The 25964-nt window shown below is 57.6% G+C and carries 22 protein-coding genes; 19 read left to right on the forward strand and 3 right to left on the reverse strand.

Features of this window, described 5'->3' with window-relative positions:
* Nucleotides 1-201 precede the first annotated feature (201 nt).
* The 3 genes from AB4N44_RS25605 to AB4N44_RS25615 all read left to right on the forward strand — a co-directional run bounded on the left by AB4N44_RS25605 (nt 202) and on the right by AB4N44_RS25615 (nt 3260).
* Nucleotides 202-1053 carry a glycine betaine ABC transporter substrate-binding protein gene (locus AB4N44_RS25605; RefSeq protein WP_105709413.1) on the forward strand — a complete coding sequence of 284 codons (852 nt, stop codon included), beginning with the start codon at nt 202-204 and terminating at the stop codon, nt 1051-1053.
* Between the two features lie 240 nt (nt 1054-1293).
* The gene (locus tag AB4N44_RS25610) at nt 1294-1605 is read left to right on the forward strand and encodes a DUF485 domain-containing protein (RefSeq protein ID WP_007919908.1); all 312 of its coding nucleotides are present in this window, start codon (nt 1294-1296) and stop codon (nt 1603-1605) included.
* The gene (locus tag AB4N44_RS25615; protein WP_186616621.1) at nt 1602-3260 is read left to right on the forward strand and encodes a cation acetate symporter; all 1659 of its coding nucleotides are present in this window, start codon (nt 1602-1604) and stop codon (nt 3258-3260) included. Before AB4N44_RS25610 ends, AB4N44_RS25615 begins: the two co-directional genes overlap by 4 nt.
* Nucleotides 3261-4480: 1220 nt before the next feature.
* Here the strand turns inward: AB4N44_RS25615 and gltA are convergent.
* The gene (gene gltA, locus AB4N44_RS25620; protein WP_007919904.1) at nt 4481-5770 is read right to left on the reverse strand and encodes a citrate synthase; all 1290 of its coding nucleotides are present in this window, start codon (nt 5768-5770) and stop codon (nt 4481-4483) included.
* A 363-nt stretch (nt 5771-6133) separates the two neighbouring features.
* Here gltA and sdhC point away from each other — a divergent pair, with 363 nt between their 5' ends.
* The 12 genes from sdhC (at nt 6134) to AB4N44_RS25680 (ending at nt 20502) form a co-directional block, all read left to right on the forward strand.
* A complete protein-coding gene (gene sdhC, locus AB4N44_RS25625) occupies nt 6134-6508 on the forward strand; it encodes a succinate dehydrogenase, cytochrome b556 subunit (protein WP_016773673.1) in 375 nt (124 codons plus the stop codon).
* Nucleotides 6502-6870, forward strand: coding sequence for a succinate dehydrogenase, hydrophobic membrane anchor protein (sdhD, locus tag AB4N44_RS25630; RefSeq protein ID WP_003222999.1), 369 nt, complete (start codon nt 6502-6504; stop codon nt 6868-6870). Before sdhC ends, sdhD begins: the two co-directional genes overlap by 7 nt.
* A gap of 3 nt (nt 6871-6873) precedes the next feature.
* Complete coding sequence (gene sdhA / locus AB4N44_RS25635; protein ID WP_038363946.1) at nt 6874-8646, forward strand: succinate dehydrogenase flavoprotein subunit; 1773 nt, start codon at nt 6874-6876, stop codon at nt 8644-8646.
* Between the two features lie 11 nt (nt 8647-8657).
* Nucleotides 8658-9362 (forward strand): succinate dehydrogenase iron-sulfur subunit, encoded by a 705-nt coding sequence (locus AB4N44_RS25640; RefSeq protein WP_007919888.1) that lies wholly within the window; start codon nt 8658-8660, stop codon nt 9360-9362.
* Nucleotides 9363-9613: 251 nt separating this feature from the next.
* Nucleotides 9614-12445, forward strand: coding sequence for a 2-oxoglutarate dehydrogenase E1 component (locus AB4N44_RS25645; protein WP_077571705.1), 2832 nt, complete (start codon nt 9614-9616; stop codon nt 12443-12445).
* A 42-nt stretch (nt 12446-12487) separates the two neighbouring features.
* Nucleotides 12488-13711 (forward strand): 2-oxoglutarate dehydrogenase complex dihydrolipoyllysine-residue succinyltransferase, encoded by a 1224-nt coding sequence (odhB, locus tag AB4N44_RS25650; protein WP_077571706.1) that lies wholly within the window; start codon nt 12488-12490, stop codon nt 13709-13711.
* A gap of 97 nt (nt 13712-13808) precedes the next feature.
* Nucleotides 13809-15245 (forward strand): dihydrolipoyl dehydrogenase, encoded by a 1437-nt coding sequence (lpdA, locus tag AB4N44_RS25655; protein WP_034156249.1) that lies wholly within the window; start codon nt 13809-13811, stop codon nt 15243-15245.
* Nucleotides 15246-15427: 182 nt separating this feature from the next.
* Nucleotides 15428-16594: an ADP-forming succinate--CoA ligase subunit beta gene (gene sucC / locus AB4N44_RS25660; protein ID WP_007919879.1), complete on the forward strand. Its 1167-nt coding sequence runs from the start codon at nt 15428-15430 to the stop codon at nt 16592-16594.
* A complete protein-coding gene (gene sucD, locus AB4N44_RS25665; RefSeq protein WP_008082972.1) occupies nt 16594-17475 on the forward strand; it encodes a succinate--CoA ligase subunit alpha in 882 nt (293 codons plus the stop codon). The genes sucC and sucD overlap by 1 nt, the downstream gene beginning before the upstream one ends.
* Before the next feature lie 319 nt (nt 17476-17794).
* Entirely contained in the window at nt 17795-19108 is a 1314-nt protein-coding gene (brnQ, locus tag AB4N44_RS25670; protein WP_127926346.1) for a branched-chain amino acid transport system II carrier protein, read from the forward strand.
* A 255-nt stretch (nt 19109-19363) separates the two neighbouring features.
* Entirely contained in the window at nt 19364-20101 is a 738-nt protein-coding gene (locus AB4N44_RS25675) for a DUF599 domain-containing protein (protein WP_034156247.1), read from the forward strand.
* Nucleotides 20101-20502: an MAPEG family protein gene (locus tag AB4N44_RS25680; protein ID WP_007919869.1), complete on the forward strand. Its 402-nt coding sequence runs from the start codon at nt 20101-20103 to the stop codon at nt 20500-20502. Before AB4N44_RS25675 ends, AB4N44_RS25680 begins: the two co-directional genes overlap by 1 nt.
* Nucleotides 20503-20580: 78 nt before the next feature.
* On the opposite strand, the gene AB4N44_RS25685 is transcribed toward AB4N44_RS25680, so the two are convergent.
* Complete coding sequence (locus tag AB4N44_RS25685; protein ID WP_007919867.1) at nt 20581-20817, reverse strand: hypothetical protein; 237 nt, start codon at nt 20815-20817, stop codon at nt 20581-20583.
* Nucleotides 20818-20975: 158 nt separating this feature from the next.
* On the opposite strand from AB4N44_RS25685, the gene AB4N44_RS25690 reads away from it, so the two are divergent.
* The 4 genes from AB4N44_RS25690 to AB4N44_RS25705 all read left to right on the forward strand — a co-directional run bounded on the left by AB4N44_RS25690 (nt 20976) and on the right by AB4N44_RS25705 (nt 24685).
* Nucleotides 20976-21452 carry a PaaI family thioesterase gene (locus AB4N44_RS25690; RefSeq protein WP_127926347.1) on the forward strand — a complete coding sequence of 159 codons (477 nt, stop codon included), beginning with the start codon at nt 20976-20978 and terminating at the stop codon, nt 21450-21452.
* On the forward strand, nt 21449-21901 hold the full coding sequence (locus AB4N44_RS25695; protein WP_127926348.1) for a PaaI family thioesterase: 453 nt from the start codon (nt 21449-21451) through the stop codon (nt 21899-21901). The genes AB4N44_RS25690 and AB4N44_RS25695 overlap by 4 nt, the downstream gene beginning before the upstream one ends.
* A gap of 82 nt (nt 21902-21983) precedes the next feature.
* Complete coding sequence (gene htpG, locus AB4N44_RS25700) at nt 21984-23888, forward strand: molecular chaperone HtpG (RefSeq protein WP_127926349.1); 1905 nt, start codon at nt 21984-21986, stop codon at nt 23886-23888.
* Between the two features lie 68 nt (nt 23889-23956).
* Nucleotides 23957-24685: a dienelactone hydrolase family protein gene (locus AB4N44_RS25705; RefSeq protein WP_127926350.1), complete on the forward strand. Its 729-nt coding sequence runs from the start codon at nt 23957-23959 to the stop codon at nt 24683-24685.
* A 356-nt stretch (nt 24686-25041) separates the two neighbouring features.
* Here the strand turns inward: AB4N44_RS25705 and AB4N44_RS25710 are convergent, their stop codons facing one another.
* Nucleotides 25042-25908: a pirin family protein gene (locus AB4N44_RS25710; RefSeq protein ID WP_160038827.1), complete on the reverse strand. Its 867-nt coding sequence runs from the start codon at nt 25906-25908 to the stop codon at nt 25042-25044.
* Between the last annotated feature and the right edge of the window lie 56 nt (nt 25909-25964).

Genomic DNA, 25964 nt, shown 5'->3' on the forward strand with positions numbered 1-25964 from the left:
GGCCTTCTGATGTCGTTTCTCGTTGCCTTGAGGTCGCTGACAGAGCAGGTCGCCTGCGGCGTCAGGTTGATGATCAGGGCATCAGTACTCCGCTGATGTTCGAGTTGGTTTGCGGTCAGGCGTGATGGGGGCGCTGTGCACCATAACAATACGTTGACGATGCCCGGCATCCGTCGGGCGCAGCATTTCGGGGAAGTAACGATGAAGATGCGACGACTTTTAGGCGCAGGTGCCGCTCTGGTGCTTGCGATGAGTTCCACTTTCGCCAGCGCAGAAAAACAGACCCTGAACATCGGTTACGTTGACGGTTGGTCCGACAGCGTCGCGACCACCCACGTGGCGGCCGAAGTCATCAAACAGAAACTCGGCTACGACGTGAAGCTGCAAGCCGTCGCCACCGGGATCATGTGGCAGGGTGTTGCCACCGGCAAGCTCGACGCCATGCTCTCGGCCTGGCTGCCAGTGACCCACGGCGAATACTGGACGAAGAACAAGGATCTGGTCGTCGATTACGGCCCGAACTTCAAGGATGCGAAAATCGGCCTGATCGTGCCGGAGTACGTTAAAGCCAAGTCAATCGAAGACCTGAAAACCGATGACACCTTTAAGAATCGCATCGTCGGCATCGACGCCGGTTCAGGCGTGATGCTCAAGACTGATCAGGCGATCAAGGATTACGGCCTCGACAAGTATTCCCTCAAGGCCAGTTCCGGCGCCGGCATGATCGCCGAGCTGACCCGTGCCGAGAAGAAAAACGAATCCATCGCCGTCACCGGTTGGGTGCCGCACTGGATGTTCGCCAAGTGGAAACTGCGCTTCCTCGACGACCCGAAAGGCGTGTACGGTGCAGCTGAAACCGTGAACAGCATCGGCAGCAAAGAACTGGCAACCAAAGCGCCGGAAGTGGCCAAGTTCCTGAAGAACTTCCAGTGGGCGTCGAAAGATGAAATCGGCGAAGTCATGCTGGCGATTCAGGACGGTGCCAAGCCTGACGCGGCGGCCAAGGATTGGGTGGCCAAGCACCCGGATCGCGTGGCTGACTGGACCAAATAACCGCCTCACCGCTGTACCCCTGTAGGAGTGAGCCTGCTCGCGATAGCAATCTGTCAGTTCATGCTTTAGGTGACTGACACACCGCCATCGCGAGCAGGCTCACTCCTACATTTTTTTGTGCATGCTTGAAATTGGCAAAAGTGTCATGGCGTTCTACTACTAAGGTCGTCTGTTACCGCGCTCGCAGCCGCATACATTAGCTATGTTCCAACAATAATCTGTGCTGCGAGGATAAAAACAATGAACGACAGCATTTACCTCTCGATTCAAAACAGTCCCCGATTCAAGGAGCTGGTGCGAAAAAGGGAAAAGTTCGCCTGGATACTCTCGGCGATCATGCTCGGGCTTTACTCTGGCTTCATTCTTCTGATCGCTTACGGGCCGCATATCCTGGGCGCGAAACTCAGTCCTGAGTCCTCGATTACCTGGGGTATTCCGATCGGTGTCGGGCTGATTCTTTCGGCATTCATCCTCACCGCTATCTATGTGCGCCGCGCCAATGGCGAGTTTGACGACCTGAACAATGCGATTCTCAAGGAGGCTCAGCAATGATCCGGCGTCTACTGGCTCTATTGAGTGTTGCGGCTTTCGCGCCGAGTGTCTGGGCGGCTGACGCGTTGACGGGTGAGGTGGCCAAACAGCCGCTGAACATTCCGGCGATCCTGATGTTCGTGGCGTTCGTGGGTGCGACGCTCTACATCACCTACTGGGCCTCGAAGAAAAACAATTCGGCGGCCGACTACTATGCGGCGGGCGGCAAGATCACCGGTTTCCAGAACGGTCTGGCGATTGCCGGTGACTACATGTCTGCGGCGTCCTTCCTGGGGATTTCCGCGCTGGTGTTCACCTCCGGCTACGATGGCCTGATCTACTCGATCGGCTTCCTGGTGGGCTGGCCGATCATTCTGTTCCTGATCGCCGAGCGTCTGCGTAACCTGGGTAAATACACCTTTGCCGACGTGGCGTCCTACCGCCTCGGGCAAACCCAGATCCGCACCCTGTCTGCCTGCGGCTCGCTGGTGGTGGTGGCGTTCTATCTGATCGCGCAAATGGTTGGTGCCGGCAAGTTGATCCAGTTGTTGTTCGGTCTGGACTACCACGTCGCGGTGATTCTGGTCGGTGTGCTGATGTGCATGTATGTGCTGTTCGGCGGCATGCTGGCGACCACCTGGGTACAGATCATCAAGGCCGTGCTGTTGCTGTCCGGTGCCTCGTTCATGGCGCTGATGGTGATGAAGCACGTAGGCTTTGACTTCAACACATTGTTCTCCGAAGCGATCAAGGTTCACGCCAAGGGCGAAGCGATCATGAGCCCGGGCGGTCTGGTCAAGGACCCGATTTCGGCATTCTCGCTGGGTCTGGCGCTGATGTTCGGTACGGCTGGCTTGCCACACATTCTGATGCGCTTCTTCACCGTGAGTGACGCAAAAGAAGCCCGCAAGAGTGTGCTCTACGCCACTGGCTTCATTGGTTACTTCTACATTCTGACCTTCATCATCGGCTTCGGCGCGATCCTGCTGGTCAGCACTAACCCGGCCTTCAAAGATGCGGCTGGCGCGCTGTTGGGCGGCAACAACATGGCGGCGGTGCATTTGGCCAACGCGGTCGGTGGCAGTATCTTCCTCGGCTTTATCTCGGCGGTGGCGTTCGCGACCATTCTGGCGGTTGTGGCAGGTCTGACGCTGGCCGGTGCTTCGGCGGTTTCTCACGACTTGTATGCCAGTGTGATCAAGAAGGGCAAGGCGAACGAGAGGGACGAGATTCGTGTCTCGAAGATCACTACCATTGCCTTGGCGGTGTTGGCGATTGGCTTGGGCATCCTGTTCGAAAGCCAGAACATTGCGTTCATGGTGGGCCTGGCGTTCTCGATCGCGGCGAGCTGTAACTTCCCGGTGCTGCTGCTTTCGATGTACTGGAAGAAGCTGACTACCCGCGGTGCGATGATCGGCGGCTGGCTGGGGCTGGTAAGTGCAGTTGGCTTGATGATCCTAGGCCCGACCATCTGGGTGCAGATTCTGCATCACGAGAAGGCGATCTTCCCTTACGAGTATCCGGCGTTGTTCTCTATGATCATTGCCTTTGTGGGGATCTGGTTCTTCTCGATTACCGACAAGTCGGCGGCAGCGGACAAGGAGCGGGCGCTGTTCTTCCCGCAGTTTGTGCGTTCGCAGACCGGGTTGGGGGCGAGTGGGGCGGTTTCGCATTGATGGTTTGATGGTTTTGTAATGTTGTGCTGAATGCCCCGGTTGAGAGATCGGGGCATTTTTTGTGGGCGGTTATCGGCTAGAGCTGTGTACATATCCGTTGCTGCGGTAATGGCTTCTTAGGGTTTCGCCCTTACGGCGACTCACTTTTTTTACAAGCGCCAAAAAAAAGTAAGCAAAAAAACGCTTGCTCCTACGTGCGGCCCGCTCGCTAAAGCTCGGGGTCCCTTCGCTCCGGGATCGATCCTGGCGCAACGCCTACGGTTTGCTTCGCTGCACCTCCTCTCGCTGTGTTTGGCTTCGCCAAACGGTCGCTGCGCTCCCACGCCAGGATCAATCCCTCCACTCAGCCTTCCGACGTCGCCTTACAGATCAAGAGCTGCAGCCGAGCTAACGCTCATCCTGTTGAGTGGTGAAGAGCATGCGGTCGGCTTTTGTTCGGTATTGGATTCGCCCCTCAACCCAGCCCTCTCCCGAGGGAGAGGGAGCCGATTTGTGGGCTTTTCAAAATCTGAGTTCAACGCGCTATCGCACATCGGGGTAGCTTTCCCAAACACCTCGTTCAGTCCCCTCTCCCTCCGGGAGAGGGCTAGGGTGAGGGGCTTTTGATCTGATTCAGACTCTGAGTTCGACTCGGTATCTCAGGTCGGCGTAGCTCTGCCAAACACCGCGATCAGTCCCCTCTCCCTTCGGGAGAGGGCTAGCGTGAGGGGCTCTTGATCTGGCTTTTGATCTTGCTTTGGCTTCGGCTTTTGATCTTTTGCCCCATCGGCAGGCCGAGCGAAGGTGTTCATCCGGGGGTAGGCGCGCAGCGCCGTGCGGCGAAGCCGCATTCATCGAGAGGAGGTGCAGCGAAGCAAACCGTAGGCGATGCCCCCGGATGGACACCGTAGCGAGGGAACACTGAGCCTCAGCGAAGTGCCGTACGCCAGGGGCAAAGCCTTTTGGTTCCTTTTTGGCGTTTGAAAAAGGGACTCGCTGTAAGAGCGAAACCGCCAGCGGCAGCACCCGAAGAAACGGATATGCCCCCAATCCCAATCCCAATCCCAATCCCAATCCCAATCCCAATCCCAATCCCAAACCCCAAACCCCAAACCCCAAACCCCAAATCCCAAATCCCAAATCCCAAATCCCAAATCCCAAAACCCAGCACAAACAAAAACGGCCTCTATATAAATAGAGGCCGTTCCCGGTACAACTAAGACTTCATCGCAAGACAGGTCTTATTTACGGTCTTCCAGCTTGGAAATATCACGCGACTCGTAACCAGTGTACAGCTGGCGCGGACGGCCAATCTTGTACGGGCTGGAGAGCATCTCTTTCCAGTGCGAAATCCAGCCAACAGTACGTGCCAGCGCGAAAATCACAGTGAACATGCTGGTCGGAATGCCGATCGCCTTGAGGATGATCCCCGAGTAGAAGTCGACGTTCGGGTACAGCGAGCGTTCGATGAAGTACGGGTCGGTCAGCGCGATCTCTTCCAGGCGCATGGCCAGTTCGAGTTGCGGATCGTTGTTGATGCCCAGTTCCTTCAGTACTTCGTCGCAGGTCTGCTTCATTACAGTCGCGCGAGGGTCGCGGTTCTTGTAAACGCGGTGACCGAAACCCATCAGCTTGAACGGATCGTTCTTGTCCTTGGCCTTGGCGATGAACTTGTCGATGTTGGAAACATCGCCAATCTCGTCAAGCATGGTCAGCACGGCTTCGTTCGCACCGCCGTGGGCAGGGCCCCACAGTGCGGCGATACCGGCGGCGATACAGGCGAACGGGTTGGCACCCGAAGAGCCGGCCAGACGTACAGTAGAAGTCGACGCGTTCTGCTCGTGGTCGGCGTGGAGGATGAAGATCCGGTCCATGGCCTTGGCGAGCACCGGGCTGATCGGTTTGATCTCGCACGGGGTGTTGAACATCATGTGCAGGAAGTTTTCCGCGTACGTCAGGTCGTTGCGCGGGTACATCATGGGTTGGCCCATGGAGTACTTGTAAACCATCGCTGCCAGGGTCGGCATCTTGGCAACCAGACGGATCGCGGAAATTTCGCGATGCTGCGGGTTATTGATGTCGAGGGAGTCGTGGTAGAAGGCCGAGAGGGCGCCGACTACACCGCACATGACGGCCATCGGGTGGGCGTCGCGACGGAAACCGTTGAAGAAGGTTTTCAGCTGCTCGTGAACCATGGTGTGGTTTTTCACGGTGCTGACGAACTGGGCCTTCTGCTCTGCGGTCGGCAGTTCGCCGTTGAGCAGCAGGTAGCAGGTTTCCAGGTAGTCCGATTTTTCAGCCAGCTGTTCGATCGGGTAGCCGCGGTGCAACAGAATGCCGTTGTCGCCGTCGATATAGGTGATCTTCGATTCGCACGAGGCGGTCGACATGAAACCTGGGTCGAAAGTGAAGCGGCCCGTGGCCGTCAGGCCCCGAACATCGATTACATCGGGACCAACGGTGCCGGTTAAAATGGGCAGCTCGACGGGGGCTGCGCCCTCGATGATCAACTGCGCTTTTTTGTCAGCCATGTGGCCTCCTATTTATGCTTGAACCATCAGACAGACCCCCCACGCAGGGCCCGCACCACTATAGTGAGATAAATTCGAATGTCAATTTGCCTAAAGTCTTGCTCCAGAAGGCTTTAAGCGCACTTTTTCCTCGAAATTGACTGCCATTTACGCCTTTTATACGACTTGTGCAATCAGCTATTTGGGGTAGGTGATTGCGTTGTCATTAGTAGCCTAACTGTCTATACTCGGCCACCGACCGCCAAGGGCTTTTGGGCTTGCTTTCATTGGGGGTCGCATCCCTGGGTGGTGGTTACCTGACCAGTGCACTCCCCAACAACTTTGCCCTGATTGTTAGGGGCTCTTCAGTGTGAAAAAAAAGCCGTGAAAAGCCAACGACCTGTAAACCTAGACCTAAGGACCATCAAACTCCCAGTCACTGCTTACACGTCCATTCTTCACCGTATCTCCGGTGTCATCCTCTTCGTGTGCCTTGCCATCATGCTTTATGCATTGGACAAGTCGCTGAGCTCCGAGGAAGGCTTCGGTCAGGTGAAAGCGTGTCTGACCAGTCCGCTAGCCAAGCTAGTGATTTGGGGCATCCTGTCCGCTCTGCTGTATCACCTGGTAGCCGGTGTGCGCCATTTGATCATGGACATGGGCATCGGTGAGACGCTGGAAGGCGGCAAACTGGGCTCGAAAATCGTTATCGCCGTTTCCGTGGTGGTAATCGTTCTGGCAGGAGTTTGGATATGGTAACTAACGTCACGAACCTGTCGCGTTCGGGCCTCTATGACTGGATGGCGCAACGTGTGTCTGCGGTCGTTCTCGCGGCTTACTTCATCTTTCTGATCGGATACGTCGTGGCCCACCCTGGCCTCGAGTATGCCCAGTGGCATGAACTGTTCGCCCACAACGGGATGCGTATTTTCAGCCTCCTGGCCCTTGTTGCTCTCGGCGCTCACGCCTGGGTCGGCATGTGGACCATCGCGACTGACTACCTGACGCCAATGGCGTTCGGCAAGTCCGCAACGGCGATACGTTTCCTTTTCCAGGCAGTATGCGGCGTTGCGATGTTCGCTTACTTCGTCTGGGGTGTGCAGATTCTCTGGGGTATCTGAGTCATGGCTAACATTCCAACGATTTCTTTCGACGCCATCATTATTGGTGGTGGCGGTGCCGGCATGCGCGCTGCGCTGCAACTGGCACAGGGTGGTCACAAGACTGCCGTGATCACCAAGGTCTTCCCGACCCGCTCGCACACTGTATCCGCCCAGGGCGGCATCACGTGCGCAATCGCGTCCGCTGACCCGAACGATGACTGGCGCTGGCACATGTACGATACCGTCAAGGGTTCCGACTACATCGGTGACCAGGACGCTATCGAATACATGTGTCAGGAAGGCCCGGCTGCCGTTTTCGAGCTGGACCACATGGGTCTGCCGTTCTCGCGTACCGAGCAAGGCCGTATCTATCAGCGTCCATTCGGCGGTCAGTCCAAGGATTACGGCAAGGGCGGCCAGGCTGCGCGTACCTGCGCGGCGTCCGACCGTACCGGTCACGCACTGCTGCACACCCTTTATCAGGGCAACCTGAAAGCCGGTACCACGTTCCTGAACGAGTACTACGCTGTCGATCTGGTGAAAAACCAGGAAGGCGAATTCGTCGGTGTGATCGCGATCTGCATCGAAACCGGCGAAACCACCTACATTCGCGCCAAGGCCACCGTACTGGCTACCGGCGGTGCAGGTCGTATCTACGCTTCCACCACGAACGCCCTGATCAACACCGGTGACGGCGTCGGCATGGCTCTGCGTGCTGGCGTGCCGGTACAAGACATCGAAATGTGGCAATTCCACCCGACCGGCATCGCCGGCGCCGGTGTACTGGTTACAGAAGGTTGCCGTGGTGAAGGTGGTTACCTGATCAACAAGCACGGCGAGCGTTTCATGGAGCGTTATGCTCCGAACGCCAAAGACCTTGCCGGTCGTGACGTGGTTGCTCGCTCGATGGTTAAAGAAATCATCGCCGGCAACGGTTGCGGTCCGAATGGCGACCACGTAATGCTCAAACTCGACCACTTGGGCGAGGAAGTGCTGCACAGCCGTCTGCCAGGCATCTGCGAACTGTCGAAGACTTTCGCCCACGTTGACCCGGTTGTTGCGCCGGTTCCGGTTGTTCCGACTTGCCACTATATGATGGGCGGCGTAGCCACCAACATTCATGGTCAGGCGATCACCCAGAACGCCGAAGGCGTGGACCAGATCATCCCAGGTCTGTTCGCAGTAGGTGAAGTGGCTTGCGTATCGGTGCACGGTGCCAACCGTCTGGGCGGCAACTCGCTGCTCGACCTGGTGGTATTCGGTCGCGCTGCTGGTCTGCACCTGGAAAAAGCGCTGACCGACGGCATCGAATACGACGACGCTACCGAAGCCGACATCGAAGCTGCCCTGTCGCGCCTGAACGCACTGAACAACCGTACCGACGGCGAAGACGTAGCCACCCTGCGTCGCGAGCTGCAAAGCTGCATGCAGAACTACTTCGGTGTATTCCGTACCGGCGAATACATGCAGAAAGGTATCGCTCAGCTTGCTGACCTGCGTACCCGCATCGCCAACGTGAAGATCAATGATAAGTCGCAGGCGTTCAACACTGCCCGTATCGAAGCGCTGGAACTGCAAAACCTGCTGGAAGTGGCTGAAGCTACCGCCATCGCGGCCGAAGTACGTAAAGAGTCGCGCGGTGCTCACGCCCGTGAAGACTTCGAAGATCGTGACGACGAAAACTGGCTGTGCCACACCCTGTACTTCCCGGGTGACAAGCGCGTCACCAAGCGTGCCGTGAACTTCTCGCCGAAGACTGTTCCGACTTTCGAACCTAAAGTCCGGACTTATTAAGGGTGACCGCCATGTTGAAAGTCAGTGTTTATCGCTACAACCCTGATCAGGACGCTGCGCCGTTCATGCAGGAATTCCAGGTCGATACCGGTGGTAAAGACCTGATGGTGCTGGACGTGCTGGCCCTGATCAAAGAGCAGGACGAGGGTTTCTCCTATCGTCGCTCTTGCCGTGAAGGCGTCTGCGGCTCCGACGGCATGAACATCAACGGCAAGAACGGTCTGGCGTGCATCACGCCGCTGTCCGCCGTTGTAAAAGGTAACAAGCTGATCGTTCGTCCGCTGCCAGGTTTGCCGGTTATCCGTGACCTGGTTGTCGATATGAGCATCTTCTACAAGCAATACGAGAAGGTGAAGCCTTACCTGCAGAACGACACGCCGGCTCCGGCCATCGAGCGTCTGCAGTCGCCAGAAGAGCGTGAAAAGCTCGACGGTCTGTACGAGTGCATCCTGTGCGCTTGCTGCTCGACCTCTTGCCCGTCCTTCTGGTGGAACCCGGACAAGTTCCTGGGTCCAGCTGCGCTGCTGCAAGCTTATCGCTTCCTGGCCGACAGCCGTGACACCAAGACCAACGAGCGTCTGGCTTCGCTCGATGACCCGTTCAGCGTATTCCGCTGCCGGGGCATCATGAACTGCGTCAACGTATGTCCGAAAGGCCTGAACCCGACTAAGGCCATCGGTCACATCCGTAACATGCTGCTTTCGAGCGGCGTGTGATTCAGCTGCTGTAACCGCTGCACCGTAGAGGCTGTGGCGCGGGCTTCAACCCGCGTCATGGCTATAACCAGAGCAGTAGCCATAAGCTGCGGCTCTTATTTTGAAGAAATGAGACAAGCAGGGGCATCCGGGCTGGTACCCGGACTATCAGTGTGATCCTAAGTGGCTTGTTTTAGTCGCTGCATTCGGACTTCTGCAAGTTTGCTCGGTGTCGACATCGATGGTGTTCCCCTAACCGAGGGTGACCAAGCATGCAAGAAAGCGTGATGCAGCGCATGTGGAACAGCGCCTACCTTTCAGGTGGAAACGCTGCCTATGTGGAAGAGCTTTATGAGCTCTACCTGCACGACCCTAACGCTGTGCCAGAAGAGTGGCGCACCTACTTTCAGAAGTTGCCTGCCGACGGCAACTCTGCCACTGATGTTTCGCACTCGACAATTCGCGATCATTTCGTGCTGCTGGCAAAGAACCAGCGCCGCGCCCAACCGGTTTCCGCCGGCAGCGTGAGCAGTGAGCACGAGAAGAAGCAAGTTGAAGTGCTGCGATTGATCCAGGCCTACCGTATGCGTGGCCACCAGGCAGCCCAGCTTGACCCGCTGGGGCTGTGGCAGCGTCCTGCACCTGCAGACCTGTCGATCAATCATTACGGCTTGACCAATGCCGATCTTGATACGACCTTCCGTGCCGGCGACCTGTTCATCGGCAAAGAGGAAGCGAGCCTACGCGAAATTCACGAAGCGTTGCAGCAGACATATTGCCGCACCATCGGCGCTGAATTTACGCACATCACCGATTCCGAGCAGCGCCAGTGGTTCCAGCAGCGTCTGGAAAGCGTGCGTGGTCGTCCGACGTACTCCGCCGACATCAAGAGCCACCTGCTTGAGCGCGTGACTGCCGGTGAAGGCCTGGAAAAATACCTGGGCACCAAATACCCGGGCACCAAGCGTTTCGGTCTGGAAGGCGGCGAAAGCCTGATTCCGATGCTCGACGAACTGATCCAGCGTTCCGGTTCCTACGGCACCAAGGAAGTCGTCATCGGCATGGCCCACCGTGGCCGTCTGAACGTACTGGTCAACACCTTCGGCAAGAACCCGCGCGAGCTGTTCGACGAGTTCGAAGGCAAGAAGAAGGTCGAGCTGGGTTCCGGTGACGTTAAGTATCACCAGGGCTTCTCGTCCAACGTGATGACCGCCGGCGGTGAAGTTCACCTGGCCATGGCGTTCAACCCGTCCCACCTGGAAATCGTTTCCCCGGTGGTAGAAGGTTCGGTTCGCGCCCGTCAGGATCGTCGTAACGACCCGACCGGTGAGAAGGTTCTGCCGATCTCCATCCACGGTGACGCTGCATTCGCAGGTCAAGGCGTAGTCATGGAAACCTTCCAGATGTCGCAGACCCGCGGTTTCAAAACCGGCGGTACCGTGCACATCGTGATCAACAACCAGGTCGGTTTCACCATCAGCAACCCGCTGGACTCGCGTTCCACCGAGTACGCCACCGACGTTGCGAAGATGATCCAGGCGCCGATCCTCCATGTGAATGGTGATGATCCGGAAGCCGTGTTGTTCGTGACCCAGCTGGCCATCGACTACCGCATGCAGTTCAAGCGTGACGTGGTGATCGACCTGGTCTGCTACCGTCGTCGCGGCCACAACGAGGCCGACGAGCCAAGCGGCACCCAGCCTCTGATGTATCAGCAGATCACCAAACAGCGCACCACCCGTGAGCTGTACGCTGATCGTCTGACCCAGGGCGGTGTGCTGGACGCAGAGCGTGTTCAGGCGAAAGTCGACGAATACCGCAACGCGCTGGACAACGGTCTGCACGTCGTGAAATCGCTGGTCAAAGAGCCGAACAAAGAGCTGTTCGTGGACTGGCGTCCGTATCTGGGCCACGCCTGGACTGCGCGTCACGACACCCGCTTTGATCTGAAAACCCTGCAAGAACTGTCCGCCAAGCTGCTGGAAATTCCGGAAGGCTTCGTGGTTCAGCGTCAGGTCTCGAAGATCTACGAAGACCGTCAGAAAATGCAAGCCGGCGGCCTGCCGATCAACTGGGGTTACGCCGAAACCATGGCGTACGCGACCCTGGCGTTCGAAGGTCACCCGATCCGCATGACCGGTCAGGACATCGGCCGCGGTACGTTCTCGCACCGGCACGCTGTGTTGCACAACCAGAAAGACGCAGGCACTTACATTCCGCTGCAGCACCTGTACGACGGTCAGCCACGCTTTGACCTGTACGACTCGTTCCTGTCGGAAGAAGCGGTACTGGCATTCGAATACGGTTACTCGACCACCACGCCGGATGCGCTGGTGATCTGGGAAGCCCAGTTCGGCGACTTCGCCAACGGTGCACAGGTTGTAATCGACCAGTTCATCACCAGCGGCGAGCACAAGTGGGGCCGTCTCTGCGGTCTGACCATGTTGCTGCCACACGGTTACGAAGGTCAGGGCCCTGAGCACAGCTCGGCACGTCTTGAGCGTTACCTGCAACTGTGCGCCGAGCACAACATTCAGGTCGCCGTTCCGACCACGCCAGCACAGATCTACCACTTGCTGCGTCGTCAGGTGATTCGTCCGTTGCGCAAGCCGCTGATCGTGCTGACGCCGAAGTCGCTGCTGCGCCACAAACTGGCCATCTCGACCCTGGAAGATCTGGCCGAAGGTTCGTTCCAGACCGTGATCCCGGAAATCGATACCCTGGACCCGAAAAAGGTCGAGCGTGTTGTTCTGTGTAGCGGCAAGGTCTACTACGACCTGCTGGAAAAACGCCGTGCCGAAGGCCGTGAAGATATCGCCATCGTGCGTATCGAGCAGCTGTACCCATTCCCTGAGGACGACTTGAAAGAAGTGCTGGCTCCATACACCAACGTCAAAAATGCCGTTTGGTGTCAGGAAGAGCCGATGAACCAGGGGGCCTGGTACTGCAGCCAGCACCACTTGCGTCGCAGTATCGGGAACCTCGACAAGTCTCTCGTACTTGAGTACGCGGGCCGTGAGGCTTCTGCTGCCCCAGCTTGTGGTTACGCATCGATGCACGCCGAGCAGCAGGAAAAACTCCTGCAAGACGCGTTTACCATTTAACGCCTTCGCGCACCTGAAACCGAATTTAAGGAACCACAGATAATGGCTATCGAGATCAAAGCCCCCACTTTCCCGGAATCGGTTGCCGATGGCACCGTTGCCACCTGGCACAAACAACCGGGCGACGCTGTCAAGCGCGACGATCTGATCGTCGACATCGAAACCGACAAAGTCGTACTGGAAGTGCTGGCCACCGCTGACGGCGTGCTGGGCGCAATCGTCAAGAACGAAGGCGACACCGTTCTGTCCGACGAAGTGCTGGGCTCCATCGAAGCGGGCGGCGCTGCTGCCGCTGCTCCAGCCGCCGCTGCTGCTCCGGCCGCTGCTGCCGCTGCACCGGCTGCTGCCGAAGGCGAAGATGATCCTGTTGCTGCACCGGCTGCGCGCAAACTGGCTGAAGAAAACGGCATCAACATCGCTTCCGTTGCCGGCACCGGCAAGGGCGGTCGTGTGACCAAGGAAGACGTGGTTGCAGCTGTTGCTGCCAAGAAAGCCGCTCCGGCTGCCGCGCCTGCCAAGGCTGCTGCTCCTTCGGCCGCCGCTCCTGTGTTCGCTGCTGGCGACCGCATCGAGAAGCGCGTACCGATGACCCGCGTTCGTGCCACCGTGGCCAAGCGTCTGGTTGAAGCTCAGTCGAACATGGCGATGCTGACCACTTTCAACGAAGTCGACATGACTGAAGTCATGGCCCTGCGTTCGAAGTACAAGGACCTGTTCGAGAAGTCCCACAACGGCGTACGCCTGGGCTTCATGTCGTTCTTCGTCAAAGCAGCTACCGAAGCGCTGAAACGCTTCCCGGCTGTCAACGCGTCGATCGACGGCGGCGACATCGTTTACCACGGCTATGCGGACATCGGCGTTGCCGTTTCCAGCGACCGTGGCCTGGTGGTTCCGGTTCTGCGTAACGCCGAGCTGATGAGCCTGGCTGAAATCGAAGGCGGCATCGCCACTTTCGGCAAGAAAGCCCGTGACGGCAAATTGTCGATGGACGAGATGACCGGTGGTACCTTCACCATCACCAACGGTGGTACCTTCGGTTCGATGATGTCGACCCCGATCGTCAACCCGCCGCAGGCAGCGATTCTGGGCATGCACAACATCATCCAGCGTCCTATGGCCATCAATGGTCAGGTCGTTATCCGTCCGATGATGTACCTGGCACTGTCCTACGATCACCGTCTGATCGATGGCAAAGAAGCTGTGACCTTCCTGGTGACCATCAAGAACCTGCTGGAAGATCCGGCTCGTCTGTTGCTGGATATCTGATAGAAGCAGTCGCGGGCTTCAGGTTTCAAGCTGCAGGAAAGGGCAGCTTGGCTTGGGGCGCGCGGCTTGAAGCTTTTCGCTAAAGAGGATTTTTTGAATGTCGCAGAAATTTGACGTAGTAGTGATCGGTGCTGGCCCTGGTGGCTACGTGGCTGCCATCAAGGCCGCGCAGCTGGGTCTGACCACTGCCTGCATCGAGAAGTACACCGACGCAGAAGGCAAGCAAGCCCTGGGCGGCACCTGCCTGAACGTGGGCTGCATTCCTTCCAAGGCGCTGCTCGACAGCTCCTGGAAATACAAGGAAGCGAAAGAAAGCTTCAACGTTCACGGTATCTCCACTGGCGAAGTCAAAATGGACGTCGCTGCGATGGTTGGCCGCAAGGCTGGCATCGTCAAGAACCTGACCGGCGGCGTTGCCACCCTGTTCAAGGCCAACGGCGTTACTTCGATCCAGGGCCACGGCAAACTGCTGGCTGGCAAGAAAGTCGAAGTCACCAAGCCAGACGGCTCGGTTGAAGTCATCGAAGCTGAAAACGTCATCCTGGCTCCAGGTTCGCGTCCGATCGACATTCCACCGGCTCCGGTTGATCAGAAAGTCATCGTCGATTCGACTGGCGCTCTGGAATTCCAGACCGTACCTAAGCGTCTGGGCGTGATCGGCGCTGGCGTGATCGGTCTGGAACTGGGTTCGGTGTGGTCGCGTCTGGGCTCCGAAGTTGTTGTTCTGGAAGCGCTGGACACTTTCCTGATGGCAGCGGACACCGCTGTTTCCAAGGAAGCGCTGAAAACCCTGACCAAACAAGGTCTGGACATCAAACTGGGCGCTCGCGTAACCGGCTCGAAAGTCAACGGCGACGAAGTCGTTGTGAACTACACCGATGCCAACGGCGAACAGACCATCACTTTCGACAAGCTGATCGTAGCCGTTGGTCGCCGTCCGGTGACCACTGATCTGCTGGCTTCCGACAGCGGCGTGACCCTCGACGAGCGCGGTTTCGTGCACGTTGACGATCACTGCGCGACCACCGTACCGGGCGTTTTCGCCATCGGTGACGTGGTTCGCGGCATGATGCTGGCTCACAAGGCATCGGAAGAAGGCATCATGGTTGTCGAGCGCATCAAGGGCCACAAAGCCCAGATGAACTATGACCTGATCCCTTCGGTTATTTATACTCACCCGGAAATCGCGTGGGTTGGCAAAACCGAGCAGGCCTTGAAAGCTGAAGGCGTTGAAGTTAACGTCGGCACCTTCCCGTTCGCCGCTTCCGGCCGTGCCATGGCCGCCAACGATACCGGTGGTTTCGTCAAGGTCATCGCTGATGCCAAGACTGACCGCGTATTGGGCGTGCACGTGATTGGCCCGAGCGCTGCAGAGCTGGTTCAGCAGGGCGCGATCGGTATGGAATTCGGCACCAGCGCTGAAGACCTGGGCATGATGGTTTTCTCCCATCCGACCCTGTCTGAAGCCTTGCACGAAGCTGCTCTGGCTGTGAATGGCGGCGCCATCCACATTGCCAACCGCAAGAAGCGTTAAGACACAATAAGAAACCACGGCGGTAACGGCCCGTCGTGAGCCTTGCGAGCAAGTCTCACCGCGGAATGTCCGCTGGACGCAGTCTTGCGTAGCTCAGCTACGCAAGCAGCAGTCACAGGTGGCGCGGCACTCAAACGAGCGCAGCGCCGAATGCGCAGTACCTAACGAAGACGGTAAAAAGCATGAATCTTCACGAGTATCAGGGTAAGCAGCTGTTCGCTGAATACGGCCTGCCAGTTTCCACTGGTTACGCAGTAGACACCCCGGAAGCAGCAGCAGAAGCTTGCGACAAAATCGGCGGCAGCGAGTGGGTTGTCAAAGCCCAGGTCCACGCCGGTGGTCGCGGTAAAGCGGGCGGCGTCAAGCTGGTTCGCAGCAAAGAAGACGCCAAAGCCTTCGCACAGCAGTGGCTGGGCAAGCGTCTGGTGACTTACCAGACTGACGCCAATGGCCAGCCAGTCACCAAGATCCTGGTTGAATCGTGCACTGATATCGCTAAAGAGCTGTACCTGGGCGCTGTCGTTGACCGTTCGAGCCGTCGCATCGTGTTCATGGCTTCCACCGAAGGTGGCGTGGACATCGAGAAAATCGCTCACGACACTCCAGAAAAAATTCTCAAAGCCACTATCGATCCACTGGTTGGCGCTCAGCCATTCCAGGGTCGCGAGCTGGCATTCCAGCTGGGTCTGGAAGGCAAGCAGGTTGCTCAGTTCGCCAAGATCTTCGTAGGTCTGGCCAAACTGTTCAAGGATCACGACCTGGCTCTGCTGGAAGTGAACCCGCTGGTGATCAAGGCTGACGGCGATCTGCACTGCCTGGACGCCAAGATCAACATCGACGCCAACGCAATGTACCGTCAGCCTAAGCTGAAGACTTTCCACGATCCGTCGCAAGACGATCCGCGCGAAGCGCACGCTGCCAAGTTCGAACTGAACTACGTGGCACTGGAAGGTAACATCGGCTGCATGGTCAACGGTGCTGGCCTGGCCATGGGTACCATGGACATCGTCAACCTGCATGGCGGCAAGCCAGCCAACTTCCTCGACGTAGGTGGTGGCGCTACCAAAGAACGCGTAACCGAAGCGTTCAAGATCATCCTGTCCGACACCAACGTCGCTGCAGTACTGGTCAACATCTTCGGCGGCATCGTTCGCTGCGACATGATTGCCGAAGGCATCATCGGCGCTGTGAAAGAAGTCGGCGTGAAAATCCCGGTTGTTGTTCGCCTTGAAGGCAACAACGCTGAGCTGGGCGCTAAAGTACTGGCAGAAAGCGGTTTGAACATCATCGCTGCTACCAGCCTGACCGACGCTGCTCAACAAGTTGTCAAAGCTGCGGAGGGCAAATAATGAGCGTCCTGATCAATAAAGACACCAAAGTTATCTGCCAGGGTATTACCGGTTCGCAAGGTAGTTTCCACACCCAGCAAGCCATCGAATACGGCACCAAGATGGTGGGTGGCGTTACTCCTGGCAAAGGCGGCACCGAGCACCTGGGTCTGCCAGTGTTCAACACCGTTAAAGACGCAGTAGAAGCCACTGGCGCTACCGCCAGCGTGATCTACGTTCCGGCTCCTTTCTGCAAAGACTCGATCCTGGAAGCAGCTTTCGGCGGCATCAAGCTGATCGTCTGCATCACCGAAGGCATTCCTACCCTGGACATGCTGGACGCTAAAGTTAAGTGCGACGAGCTGGGCGTAGTCCTGATCGGCCCTAACTGCCCAGGCGTGATCACCCCAGGCGAATGCAAGATCGGCATCATGCCAGGTCACATTCACTTGCCAGGCAAGGTCGGTATCGTTTCGCGTTCCGGCACCCTGACCTACGAAGCTGTGAAGCAAACTACTGACGCCGGTTTCGGTCAGTCGACTTGCGTCGGCATCGGTGGTGACCCGATCCCGGGTTCGAACTTCATCGACATCCTGAAGCTGTTCCAGGAAGACCCGAAGACCGAAGCGATCGTGATGATCGGTGAGATCGGCGGTTCGGCTGAAGAAGAAGCGGCTGCCTACATCAAGGCACACGTGACCAAGCCGGTTGTTTCCTACATCGCTGGTGTGACTGCTCCTCCGGGCAAGCGCATGGGCCATGCTGGCGCAATCATCTCTGGCGGCAAAGGCACTGCAGACGAGAAATTCGCTGCACTGCAAGACGCAGGCGTAAAAACCGTGCGTTCGCTGGCAGACATCGGCAAGGCCCTGGCCGAGCTGACTGGTTGGGCTGTCAAGTAAGCCTCGCGCTTAGCTTGCAACTCTGCTGACAAAGGCCACCTTCGGGTGGCCTTTGTCGTTTCTGGCATTCGCTGATTTATAGGCTTGCCCCCAATTACATGCAAAAACGCGACACGGAAACGTCGCGTATCGGATAGTTCGCCCTCTAACAGTGCGTTTGCAAAGCAAATTGGTTAGGCTAGCAGCCATTTTTGCGTCTGCCGCCCACAAGGCATGCAACGCGCTTTAAGGGTCAGTCCCATACGGATCGACAGCATTTCCCTAATTACACAGGGCAATCCCCCTCTAAATTCCGATTCAGTAGTGTGGTATTACCTTAATGAAAGTTTTGAAAGGTCAGGACATCCTGGCACTTGGCTTTATGACGTTTGCCCTGTTCGTCGGGGCTGGCAACATCATTTTCCCGCCTATCGTTGGCTTGCAGGCCGGACCTCACGTCTGGATGGCCGCGCTGGGCTTCCTGATCACCGCAGTGGGTCTGCCGGTGATCACCGTCGTTGCACTGGCCAAGGTCGGTGGGGCAATGGATGCGCTGAGCAGCCCGATCGGCAAGCTGGCTGGCGGCATTCTGGCGGCGGCGTGCTATCTGGCGGTCGGCCCGTTGTTCGCCACCCCGCGCACCGCGACGGTGTCGTTTGAAGTAGGTCTGGCGCCGCTGACCGGCGAGAGCCCGTTGGCACTGTTCCTCTACAGTTCGGTGTACTTCCTGCTGGTGTTCTTCATTTCGCTCTATCCGGGCCGTTTGCTGGACACCGTTGGCCGTTTCCTCGCGCCATTGAAGATCATCGCGCTGGCGGTCCTTGGCATCGCTGCATTCGCCTTGCCGGCGGGTGACATCGGTCACGGCACGCCGGAATACGTGGCGGCACCGTTCTCTCAGGGCTTCATCAATGGTTACCTGACCATGGATACCTTGGGTGCACTGGTGTTCGGCATCGTCATCGTTAACGCGATTCGCTCCCGTGGCGTCGAGTCGCCGGCGTTGATCACCCGTTACGCGATCATCGCCGGGCTGATTGCCGGTGTCGGTCTGGCGCTGGTGTATGTCAGCCTGTTCCGCCTCGGTTCCGGCAGCCACGAAGTGGCAGCAGGCGCGACCAACGGCGCGGCGGTATTGCACGCTTACGTGCAACACACCTTCGGTTCGCTGGGCAGCGGTTTCCTTGCCGTACTGATCTCGCTGGCGTGTCTGGTGACAGCGGTCGGCCTTACCTGTGCTTGCGCTGAGTACTTCAGCCGTGTGCTGCCACTGTCCTACAAGACCCTGGTGATCATTCTGGCGGCGTTCTCGCTGCTGGTGTCCAACCTGGGCCTGACCAAGTTGATTGCCTTCTCGATTCCGGTGCTGACCGCGATCTATCCGCCGTGCATCGTGTTGGTGGCGCTGAGCTTCTGCAAAGACTTCTGGCATGAGCACGGCCGGATTCTCGGTCCGGTGATGCTGGTGTCGTTCATCTTTGGCACCATCGACGCGCTGAAAGGCGCCGGTCTGGCCGACTGGATGCCATCGCAACTGGCGCACTTGCCGCTGAGCGAGCAGGGCCTGGCGTGGCTGGTGCCGTGCGTGATGACCCTGGTGGTTGCAGTGGTTTGCGATCGCCTGCTGGGCAAGCGCAGCGAAGCGGTTGCCTGACCCGCCAAAAGCGGGTCTTCAACGCTTAAACAGAAATGCCCCGTATCAATCGATACGGGGCATTTTTTATGCGCGTCAGGCAGTGTCTTTTTCCCTGAGCTAACGTCGAAGGGTTGCCGAAATCTCAATGTGGGAGCGAGCCTGCCCGCGAAAGCGGCGTATCGCGCAACATTGATGGCGGCTGACACACCGCTTTCGCGAGCAGGCTCGCTCCCACAAGTAATCAGTGCGTGTACACACCTCACAAGGAATTGCATGTCGTTCATCCAAGCCAACCTGATCCACCTGCTCGCCGCCGTCTGGTTCGTCATCTGCTGGGGCGGTTATACCCGTTATGCCTCTTGGAAGGGCCGCGATACAGCATGTCTGGCGAGTGTGCTGCACCTGTACCGCGAAGACTGGATGCGTCGCATGTTGCTGCGTGACAACCGCATCGCCGACGCCAGTGTGATCGGCAATCTGGAGCGCAACGCTTCGTTCTTCGCCTCCAGCACGTTGATCATCCTCGCCGGCATTCTCACCGTGCTTGGCGCGTCCGAGCGGGCAGTGTCGTTGCTGGCAGACATTCCGATGGTGCAACAGGCGTCGCAGGGCATGTCGGAAATCAAGTTGCTGTGTCTGGCGATGGTGTTCGTCTACGCGTTCTTCACCTTCAGTTGGTGCATGCGCCAGTACAACTTCGCGGCCGTGTTGGTTGGCTCGGCGCCGATGATCGGTGAACGACATGTTTCCGAACAGGAGCGCAAGGCTTTCGCTGCGCGGGCGGCGCGGGTGATTTCGATGGCGGCCAACCAGTTCAACTTCGGGCTGCGCTCCTACTACTTCGGCATGACCATGCTGGCGTGGTTCGTCAGCCCGTGGCTGTTCATGCTGATGAGCGCCGGGGTGGTATTGGTCTTGTACCGCCGAGAGTTTCATTCCGACGTTCTCGATGTCATGGTCTATACCCCTACAGAAGCCCCCATTCCCGAGACAAACAAAGAGGTCGCTTGATGAGTATTCCGTTCTGGTGTGTGTTTATCACTGCGCTGTTGATTTATATCGCGCGTATGCCGGTGGGCAAGGCGATGAAAGAGCAGGGCGGTTACAACAACCACCTGCCGCGCCAACAACAAGCGCAACTGACCGGTTACGGCGCGCGGGCGCTGGCGGCGCATCAGAATACGATTGAAGCGTTCATGTTGTTTGCGGTCGGCGTGTTGATGGCGCACACCACTCAGACGGCAGGATGGCTGATCGATACATTGGCGATCGTTTTTGTTATCGCGCGGATCCTCTATTTGTGGCTCTATCTGGCCGACCAACCCAAACTGCGCAGCCTGGTTTGGGTAGTTGGCGTACTGTGCTCGCTGTTACTGATGATTAGTCCGACTTTTAGAACTGTCTTGCTCTAAGGCGAGCCTGGCGCTAAATGACAGGCAAAAGAAAACCCGCACTTGGCGGGTTTTCCTTTTTCTGCAGCAAAAAGCGAATTATTGCTTCTTGGCAGCTTCTTCTTGTGCAGCAGCGTTCGATTCAGCCTGAGCTTTGGCCGCTTCGGCGTTTTCTTTCGCAGCGTCGTTCACTTTATCCTGAGCTTTGTTCATGTCTTGCTGAGCTTGTTCAGCGTGTTGGTTGGCATCTTGAGCTTTGTCCTCGGATTTTTTATCGCAGGCAGCGAGACCGAGGGAAGCGGTCAACATCAAGGCAATAGCAAAAGTCTTACGCATGGGGTGTTTCTCCTTATGGAAAATAACTACTGGCCTTAAGAACTCGGCGCTACAGGTTAAGTTCCTCATTTCTTTCAGATATATAAGTTTGTTTTGCTACGGAACTTTTGGTCTGTTCGCTACTACTGGCCAATGGCTTTAACGAGAGTAATTATCATATGGCTGAAAACCCCGTTTTTGAGCGCGCGACGCGATTTCTTTCAGCGTTAAGACACTGTCAGGTACTTGGTTTGCGAGTACATGAAGCCTCCAGCGAAGGGCTCACGGTGGTCCTGCCTTATAGCCCGCAAATAGTCGGTAATCCGCAGACCGGGGTTATTCATGGTGGCGCAATTACCTCGTTAATGGACACCGCTTGCGGGATGTCAACGCTCTGTGTGTTGCCGGAATTCGAAGTCTGCCCGACCCTCGATTTGCGCATTGACTATATGCACGCCGCCAAACCGAACAAAGACGTCTATGGCTTCGCCCAGTGCTATCGGGTGACCACCGATGTGATCTTCGCTCGCGGTTTCGCCTATCAGGACGATCCCGAACAACCCATCGCCCACGTCGTCGGTACATTCATGCGCATGGGTAAGGGGCTCAAAGGCACCAAAGGCTTTGGCGGCGTGATCAAGGGAGAAGGGCAATGAGCGACGACCTGAAGCTGCAGTTGCAGCAGGCTCACGCTCAGGGCGATTACGCGCCGCTGTTGCAGTTGATTCCCTACGCCGGGCTGATCGGCATCGAATGCTCACGCGTCGGCGATGAACTGTTGTTCAAGCTGCCGGCGAACAAGGACAACATTGGTAACCCTTTATTGCCGGCGATCCACGGCGGGGTGATTGCCGGGTTCATGGAGCTGGCCGCCGCCCTGCATCTGTTGATCTTCACCGGCGCACCAGGTGTGCCAAAGATTATCGACTTCTCCCTGGATTACCTGCGTGCCGGGCAATTCCGCGATACCTGGGCCAAGTGTCAGGTCTGCCGCCAGGGCCGGCGCGTCGCCAACGTCGCGATCACTGCCTGGCAAAGCACGGAAAGTGAACCGATTGCCACTGCACGTGCACACTTCAAAATTGATGAGCCCTTGAAATCCTGAACAGCGCCCCAAACTCACAAGACAACCCGCCGCCGACCATTTCGGGTCGTGGCCACTGCCATCTGATTGGAGTTTGATGACCATGAGTGTGGAAACTCAAAAGGAAACCCTGGGCTTCCAGACCGAGGTGAAGCAGCTGCTGCACCTCATGATCCATTCGCTGTATTCCAACAAGGAAATTTTCCTTCGCGAATTGATCTCGAACGCCTCTGACGCTGTAGATAAATTGCGCTTCGAAGCCCTGGCCAAGCCAGAGTTGCTTGAAGGCGGCGCTGACCTGAAAATCCGTGTGAGCTTCGACAAGGACGCCAAGACCGTCACCCTCGAAGACAACGGTATCGGCATGAACCGTGACGATGTGATCACCCATTTGGGTACCATCGCCAAATCGGGCACCGCCGATTTCATGAAAAATCTTTCGGGCGATCAGAAGAAAGATTCGCACCTGATCGGCCAGTTCGGTGTGGGCTTCTACTCCGCCTTCATCGTTGCCGACCAGGTTGACGTGTACAGCCGTCGCGCCGGCACTCCAGCCAGCGAAGGCGTGCACTGGTCGTCGAAAGGCGAGGGCGAATTCGAAGTCGCCACCATCGAAAAAGCAGAACGTGGTACCCGCATCGTCCTGCATCTGAAAGCGGCAGAAGACGAATTCGCTGATGGCTGGCGTCTGCGCAACATCATCAAGAAGTACTCCGACCACATCGCTTTGCCGATCGAGCTGCCGAAAGAAGCGGCTGCTGCCGAAGGCGAAGAGGCTCCGGCCGTTGAGTGGGAAACCGTCAACCGCGCCAGCGCCCTGTGGACCCGTCCGCGCACTGAAGTGAAGGACGAGGAATACCAGGAGTTCTACAAGCACATCGCTCACGACTTTGAAAACCCGCTGGCCTGGAGCCACAACAAAGTCGAAGGCAAGCTCGAATACAGCTCGTTGCTGTACGTGCCGGCCCGCGCCCCGTTCGACCTGTACCAGCGTGAAGCGCCGAAAGGCCTGAAGCTGTACGTGCAACGCGTGTTCGTCATGGATCAGGCCGAGTCGTTCCTGCCGCTGTACCTGCGCTTCATCAAAGGCGTGGTCGATTCCAACGACCTGTCGCTGAACGTGTCGCGTGAAATCCTGCAGAAAGACCCGATCATCGATTCGATGAAGACTGCGCTGACCAAGCGCGTGCTCGACATGCTGGAAAAACTGGCGAAGAACGAGCCTGAGCAATACAAAGGCTTCTGGAAGAACTTCGGTCAGGTCATGAAAGAAGGCCCGGCAGAAGACTTCGCCAACAAGGAAAAAATTGCCGGTCTGCTGCGTTTCGCATCGACCCAAGGCGACGACGGCGAGCAGATCGTCGGTCTGGCCGACTACCTGGCACGCGCCAAGGAAGGTCAGGACAAGATCTACTACCTCACCGGCGAAACCTACGCGCAGGTCAAGAACAGCCCGCACCTGGAAGTCTTCCGCAAGAAAGGCATCGAAGTGCTGCTGCTGACCGACCGTATCGACGAGTGGCTGATGAGCTACCTCAGCGAATTCGACGGCAAGACCTTTGTCGACGTGGCACGTGGTGATCTCGATCTGGGCAACCTGGACTCGGAAGAGGACAAGAAGGCCGCAGAAGAAGTCGCCAAGTCGAAAGAAGGTCTGGTTGAGCGTCTGAAAACCGCGCTGGGCGATTCCGTGGCTGAAGTACGGGTTTCCCATCGTCTGACCGATTCGCCGGCGATTCTCGCCATCGGCGAGCAGGATCTGGGTCTGCAAATGCGCCAGATCCTCGAAGCCAGCGGGCAGAAGGTGCCGGATTCGAAGCCGATCTTCGAATTCAACCCAAGCCACCCGCTGATCGAGAAGCTCGATGGCGAGCAGAGCGAAGAGCGTTTTGGCGACCTGTCGCACATCCTCTTCGACCAGGCTGCGCTGGCGGCGGGTGACAGCTTGAAGGATCCGGCCGCTTATGTGCGCCGTCTGAACAAGCTGCTGGTTGAACTGTCGGTTTAACCAAGTTGTAGAAAAGCCCGCTTCGGCGGGTTTTTTCATTCTGGTGTTTAACAAATCAGGAGTCAGAAATGAGCCAAGTCACTGTACGTTCCGTGGTCTATCAGATTGACGGCCAGCCTTATGAAGGTCGTCTGGCGTTCGACGTCGAGCACAAAGGTGCGCGTCCGGGTTTGTTGATGGCGCCGAACTGGATGGGCGTCAGCGCCGGTGCCGAAGAGATCGCCAAGTCGGTGGCGGCCGAGGGCTACGTGGTGTTGATCGCTGACGTTTATGGCCAGGCCGTACGTCCGCAGAACGCTGATCAGGCGGGCGCGGCGATGATGCCGTTGAAGGATGACCGTGCGCTGCTGCGCAAGCGTATGCAGGCGGCGTTTGAGCAACTTCAGACGCAGGGTGAGGCGGCGGTTGATACGTCGAAACTGGCAGTGTTCGGTTTCTGCTTTGGTGGTTGCTGTGCGCTGGATCTGGCTCGCACGGGGGCGGCGGTGAAGGCTGCGGTGTCGTTCCACGGTACGCTGGATTCGCCGAATCCTGCCGATGCGCAGAACATCAAAGGCTCGGTTCTGGTGTTGCACGGTGCCGCAGATCCGTTGGTGCCGAAAGAGCAGTTGCCAGCGTTTGAAGATGAGATGAACGCGGCGAAGGTCGATTGGCAGTTGCTGAGCTATGGCGGTGCGGTGCATTCGTTTACCGATCCGCATGCCAATGTGCCGGGCAAGATGATGTACGACGCGAAGACCGCCAAGCGTGCGTTCAAGTCGATGCATGATTTGCTGGATGAAGTGTTCAAGGGCTGAAGCCTGAAAAGCAAAAGCCCCTCACCCAAACCCTCTCCCGGAGGGAGAGGGGACTGAATGGGGGATGCTTGGGAGTTACGCCGACTTGAAAGGGCTGTGCTGAATCCATAGTCGCCAAGACTTTTCAGGTCGATGTATGACGCAAGATACCTCGGTCGGCTCCCTCTGCCTCCGGGCGGTCCGACGTTTCGGGAGGGCAGGGTGAGGGTGCTGATGGTGGACGCTCAACCAATGCGCCGACCTGATAGGGCATTACCGAATCCATAATCGATAAGGTCTTTCAGGTCGGCGTATAACCTGAGACCACTCGGTCGGCCCCCTCTCCCTCCGGGAGAGGGCTGGGGTGAGGGTGCTTTTCAGCGCGGCAACTCGATCCGGTCAACTTCCCCCGGCACCGTCGGCCAGTCCCCGCCCGCCCATTTACGCCGTGCTTCATCAATCGCCGCCGGATCGCTCGCGACAAAATTCCAGTTGATCCGCCGTGGCCCGTCCAATGGCGCGCCGCCAAATACCACGGCATGCACATCGCTTTCGGCAAACAGACTCATCTCTTCCCCGGCCGGCAATACCACCAACGCATGCGGCTCAATCGCTTCGCCATTCAATTGCGCATCCCCACTCAACACATAAACCGCCCGCTCTTCATGCTCGGTCGGAATCAGCAAAGTGGTCGCGGTTTGCATGTTCACTTCCGCGTACAACGTAGGAGAAAGCACCGGCACCGGCGATTCCAGGCAAAAGCCTGACCCGGCAATCATGCGGATCTGTACGCCAAGGTTATCGCTGACCGGCAATGTCGCTGCCGGGTGATGGCTGTAATGCCCCGGGCCTTGCTCGTGATCCTTGGGTGACGCCAGCCAGATCTGCAAACCGTGCATCGTGAAACTCTGGTCCCACAACGGTTCCGGTGTGCGCTCGACGTGTGCAATCGCACTACCAGCGGTCATCCAGCTGACGTCACCGGCACTGACCACCTGATCCGAGCCAAGGCTGTCCTTGTGCTGGATCTGTCCTTCAAACAAATAGGTGAGCGTCGACAGACCGATGTGCGGGTGCTGTCGGATGTTCATGCCTTTGCCCGTCGGATAAACCGTTTCGAGCATGTGATCAAAAAACACGAAAGGCCCGACGCTGCGGCATTTGGCTGACGGCAGCGGGCGCAGAATCGGCTGCCCTTCGACGTCTTCGGCGCGTGGGCGGATGATCAGAGGTTGCGTGTCCATGGTGCATTCCAGGCTGAGCGGGTGATGCCAGAAGCATAACCCGCCGCTGGCGTGAG

This window comes from Pseudomonas sp. S3_C06 (genome assembly GCF_054667675.1).

What these genes read in the sequence shown, in the direction of transcription:
- sdhA (WP_038363946.1), top strand. Translation starts at nt 6,874, where the DNA reads ATGGCTAACATTCCAACGATTTCTTTCGACGCCATCATTATTGGTGGT.
- htpG (WP_127926349.1), top strand. Translation starts at nt 21,984, where the DNA reads ATGAGTGTGGAAACTCAAAAGGAAACCCTGGGCTTCCAGACCGAGGTG.
- AB4N44_RS25640 (WP_007919888.1), top strand. Translation starts at nt 8,658, where the DNA reads ATGTTGAAAGTCAGTGTTTATCGCTACAACCCTGATCAGGACGCTGCG.
- AB4N44_RS25645 (WP_077571705.1), top strand. Translation starts at nt 9,614, where the DNA reads ATGCAAGAAAGCGTGATGCAGCGCATGTGGAACAGCGCCTACCTTTCA.
- AB4N44_RS25615 (WP_186616621.1), top strand. Translation starts at nt 1,602, where the DNA reads ATGATCCGGCGTCTACTGGCTCTATTGAGTGTTGCGGCTTTCGCGCCG.
- AB4N44_RS25695 (WP_127926348.1), top strand. Translation starts at nt 21,449, where the DNA reads ATGAGCGACGACCTGAAGCTGCAGTTGCAGCAGGCTCACGCTCAGGGC.
- sucC (WP_007919879.1), top strand. Translation starts at nt 15,428, where the DNA reads ATGAATCTTCACGAGTATCAGGGTAAGCAGCTGTTCGCTGAATACGGC.
- AB4N44_RS25710 (WP_160038827.1), bottom strand. Translation starts at nt 25,908, where the DNA reads ATGGACACGCAACCTCTGATCATCCGCCCACGCGCCGAAGACGTCGAA.
- lpdA (WP_034156249.1), top strand. Translation starts at nt 13,809, where the DNA reads ATGTCGCAGAAATTTGACGTAGTAGTGATCGGTGCTGGCCCTGGTGGC.
- odhB (WP_077571706.1), top strand. Translation starts at nt 12,488, where the DNA reads ATGGCTATCGAGATCAAAGCCCCCACTTTCCCGGAATCGGTTGCCGAT.
- sucD (WP_008082972.1), top strand. Translation starts at nt 16,594, where the DNA reads ATGAGCGTCCTGATCAATAAAGACACCAAAGTTATCTGCCAGGGTATT.
- AB4N44_RS25705 (WP_127926350.1), top strand. Translation starts at nt 23,957, where the DNA reads ATGAGCCAAGTCACTGTACGTTCCGTGGTCTATCAGATTGACGGCCAG.
- brnQ (WP_127926346.1), top strand. Translation starts at nt 17,795, where the DNA reads ATGAAAGTTTTGAAAGGTCAGGACATCCTGGCACTTGGCTTTATGACG.
- AB4N44_RS25685 (WP_007919867.1), bottom strand. Translation starts at nt 20,817, where the DNA reads ATGCGTAAGACTTTTGCTATTGCCTTGATGTTGACCGCTTCCCTCGGT.
- AB4N44_RS25690 (WP_127926347.1), top strand. Translation starts at nt 20,976, where the DNA reads ATGGCTGAAAACCCCGTTTTTGAGCGCGCGACGCGATTTCTTTCAGCG.
- AB4N44_RS25680 (WP_007919869.1), top strand. Translation starts at nt 20,101, where the DNA reads ATGAGTATTCCGTTCTGGTGTGTGTTTATCACTGCGCTGTTGATTTAT.
- sdhD (WP_003222999.1), top strand. Translation starts at nt 6,502, where the DNA reads ATGGTAACTAACGTCACGAACCTGTCGCGTTCGGGCCTCTATGACTGG.
- AB4N44_RS25675 (WP_034156247.1), top strand. Translation starts at nt 19,364, where the DNA reads ATGTCGTTCATCCAAGCCAACCTGATCCACCTGCTCGCCGCCGTCTGG.
- AB4N44_RS25610 (WP_007919908.1), top strand. Translation starts at nt 1,294, where the DNA reads ATGAACGACAGCATTTACCTCTCGATTCAAAACAGTCCCCGATTCAAG.
- gltA (WP_007919904.1), bottom strand. Translation starts at nt 5,770, where the DNA reads ATGGCTGACAAAAAAGCGCAGTTGATCATCGAGGGCGCAGCCCCCGTC.
- AB4N44_RS25605 (WP_105709413.1), top strand. Translation starts at nt 202, where the DNA reads ATGAAGATGCGACGACTTTTAGGCGCAGGTGCCGCTCTGGTGCTTGCG.